The 3,322-nt window shown below is 73.2% G+C and carries 3 protein-coding genes; 2 read left to right on the forward strand and 1 reads right to left on the reverse strand.

What is annotated here, in order from left to right; all coding sequences use genetic code 11:
• Positions 1 to 139 precede the first annotated feature (139 nt).
• Positions 140 to 1,600 carry an MFS transporter gene (locus DVA66_RS18580; RefSeq protein ID WP_114561361.1) on the reverse strand — a complete coding sequence of 487 codons (1,461 nt, stop codon included), beginning with the start codon at positions 1,598 to 1,600 and terminating at the stop codon, positions 140 to 142.
• 103 nt (positions 1,601 to 1,703) lie between these two features.
• On the opposite strand from DVA66_RS18580, the gene DVA66_RS18585 reads away from it, so the two are divergent.
• Positions 1,704 to 2,846 carry a GNAT family N-acetyltransferase gene (locus DVA66_RS18585; protein ID WP_157974126.1) on the forward strand — a complete coding sequence of 381 codons (1,143 nt, stop codon included), beginning with the start codon at positions 1,704 to 1,706 and terminating at the stop codon, positions 2,844 to 2,846.
• 110 nt (positions 2,847 to 2,956) lie between these two features.
• Positions 2,957 to 3,322: hypothetical protein (locus tag DVA66_RS18590; protein ID WP_198671937.1), on the forward strand; the 366-nt coding region annotated here is incomplete at its 3' end.

Below are 3,322 nucleotides of genomic sequence, written 5' to 3' on the forward strand. Positions count from 1 at the left end.
GGGGATCACCGGCGGCCGCGCGCCGCTGGGGTGCGGGTCCGGGGCGCGCCGCGGTGGCCGCGGTGCCGGGGTGCGTCGTCTGCGGGCCACCAGCGCACCCTACCCAGGCGGCGCCGCCCCGGCCCGGATCCGCCCGGGCTCAGGCCGGCTGGTCAGCCTCCTCGGCGGTGAGCGGCTTGGCGATGTTCTCCAGCGACTGGCCCTCCGCCTTCACCCCGAGGAAGATCGCGAGCACGCCGGCCGCGGCCATCAGCCCGGCGCCGAGGAAGTATCCCGGCGCGATCCCGGTGATGTCCCCGGCCTCCCCGGCGCTCTCGATCAGCCGGCCGAACAGCAGTGGACCGGAGATGCCGCCGGCGGCCGTGCCGATCGCGTAGAAGAAGGCGATGCACAGCGCCCGGGTCTCCATCGGGAACACCTCGCTGGCGGTCAGGTAGGCCGAGCTCGCCCCAGCCGAGGCGATGAAGAAGGCGACCACGCCGAACACGGTCAACGTGACCGGCGTCAGCCCGCCGAGCATGAACCCGGCCACCGCCAGCACCACGCCGGACGCGATGTAGGTGCCCGAGATCATCGGCACCCGCCCGACCTTGTCGAACAGCGGGCCCAGCGCCAGCGCCCCGATGAAATTGCTCAGCGCGAAGGCGGCGATGTAGAAGCCGGTCTGCTGCACGTCGAAGAAGGTGATCAGCGTGTCGGCGAAGGTGAAGAAGAACGCGTTGTAGAGGAACGCCTGCCCGGTGAACAGCGCCAGGCAGAGCGCCGTCCGCCGCGGGTACAGCTTGAACACGGTGTGCGCGATCGTGGTGAAGGGGATGACCCGGCGCTGCCGGACGGTGATCGTCTCACCCGGCCGCTCCAGCCGCTTGCCGCTCTCGGACTCCACGGTGTGCTCGATGCCGCTGACGATCTCCTCGGCCGCGCCCTCCTTGCCGTGGATGAACAGCCAGCGCGGGCTCTCCGGCACGTACTTGCGGACGAGCAGCACGGCGATGCCGAGGATCGCGCCCAGGCCGAAGGCCAGCCGCCAGCCGATTCCCGCGGGGACGATGTTGGGGTCGGTCAGCGGGATGGTGAGCAGCGCACCACCGGCCGCGCCGAGCCAGTACGAGCCGTTGATCGTGATGTCGATCCGGCCGCGGTAGCGGGCCGGGATCAGCTCGTCGATCGCGGAGTTGACCGCCGCGTACTCCCCGCCGATGCCGGCGCCGGTGACGAAGCGGCAGACGAAGTACCAGGCCGGGTGCGGTGCGAAGGCGGTCAGCACCGTGCCGCCGAGGTAGACCAGCAGCGTGATGATGAACAGCCTCTTGCGCCCGAACCGGTCGGTGAGCTGGCCGAAGACCAGCGCCCCGAGGCAGGACCCGGCGACGTAGATCGCCCCGGCCAGACCGATGTCGGCCGGCGACAGCGCCAGCCCGGTCTCCGGCTCCGACAGCGCCGCCGACAGGTTGCCGACGATCGTCACCTCCAGGCCGTCGAGGATCCAGACGGTGCCCAGCCCGATGACGATCAACCAGTGCCAACGGGCCCAGGGCAGCCGGTCCAGCCGGGCGGGGATGTCGGTGGTGATGCGCCCTGTCTCGAGCGGAGGTGTCATGGCCCACGTTCTACCGGACCCCCGGCTCCGTGTGGGCGAGGGGCGCGACGGTGCGGCGGAAAAGCCGTGGCCGGGTGTGGCGGCCTCCGTCCAGGATGAGCCCGTGAGCACTCCTGGATTCCACCTGGCCCGGGTGCGGGCCGCCGACGACGCGACGCTCGGCCCCGTCCTCGACCAGCTGACCGCGGTCGCCGACGCCTGCGCCCACGACCTCTACGGCCACACCGACCTGGTCGACTCGACCGAGTCGGTGCGCGTCGCCCTGGTGGACGCCACCGACTACGCCAACGTGCACCTCGTGGCGGTGCTCGGCGAGGCCCCGGAGGGGGAGCGGGACGAGCGGGGTCTGCCCTACGCCACCGGTGAGGGGGAGGTGGTCGGCCGCGGTGAGGTGGGTCTGCCGGTCAACGACAACACCACCCTGGCCGAGATGTTCGTCGAGGTGGTGCCCGCGCACCGCCGGCGCGGCATCGGCTCCGCGCTGGCGCAGGCGCTGCTGCAGTACGCCGAGGACGCCGGACGCACCACCGCCACCTCCTGGTCGGGTCACCGCGAGGAGGCCGGGGAGCAGGAGGAGTCGCTGACCGCGCCCACCGGGGTGGGCTCGCTGGCGGTGGCCGACCCCGCGGTGCGCTTCGCCACCGGGCTCGGGTTCGTGCTGGAGCAGACCGAACGGCACTCCCAGCTCGACCTGCCGGTGGAGGCGTCGGTGGCCGACCCGCTGCGGGAGAAGGCGCTGGCCGCCTCCGACGGCTACGAGGTGCTGTCCTGGCAGGGCGCGACCCCGCCCGAGCACCGGGAGCAGATGGCGCGGCTGCACCAGCGGATGAGCGTCGACATCCCCACCGCCGGCCTCGACTTCGAGGAGCAGCGGTGGGACGTCGAGCGCGTCATCCGCTCCGACGAGCGGATGGCCCGCCGCGGCTACGTCGTCTTCACCACGGTGGCCCGTCACATCGCCAGCGGCGAGCTGGTCGCGTTCACCGTCCTGTTCGGGCCGCAGTCCAAGCCGGAGGTGGTCTACCAGGGCGACACCCTGGTGCACGGCGACCACCGTGGCCACCGGCTCGGGCTGCTGGTCAAGCTGGCCAACCTCGATCTGCTGCTCCGCGAGCGCCCCGACAGCCGTCGGATCCACACCTGGAACGCGGGGGAGAACCGCTGGATGCTCGCCATCAACGTGGCGATGGGCTTCCGGCGGGTCGCCACCGAGGGGGCCTGGCAGCTGCGGCTGACCTCGCGGTGACACGCCGGGGACGATGAGAGGCCCTCTCATCTGGCGTTGTTAGCGTCCGGGCCACGTCGTCCGCTGGCGCCTCCGGTGCGTCCGGGCGGATCCCGGACGGAGGTGACCAGGTGGCCAGCCCGCGAGGTGCCCGTGCCGTCCGCCGCCTCGGTGCCCGCGTGCCCGGGCTGGTGCTGCTGGCCCGGCAGGCGCGGGGCTGGGTGAGCGAACCCGGGACGCTGCGGGAGGTCTCGGCCGAGGCCCGGCTGCTGCTGCGCGACCCGCGTCCGCGGACCAGCCTCGCCGACGTGGAGGAGCTGGTCACCGCCGCCGAGCGCGCGCACCGGCTCGGGCTGCACCGGTGGGCGGTGGCTCTGCTGCACCACCCGGCGCTCGTGCCACGCTCACCCCGCCCGGTGGTGCTGGCCCGCCGCCGGCTCGCGGCCGGCCGACCGGTCCACCCGACCGCGGTCCGGCGGGCCTTCGAGCGGCTGGCC

The organism is Desertihabitans aurantiacus (genome assembly GCF_003344635.1).
In the GTDB taxonomy this organism is placed as follows: Bacteria; Actinomycetota; Actinomycetes; order Propionibacteriales; family Propionibacteriaceae; genus Desertihabitans; species Desertihabitans aurantiacus.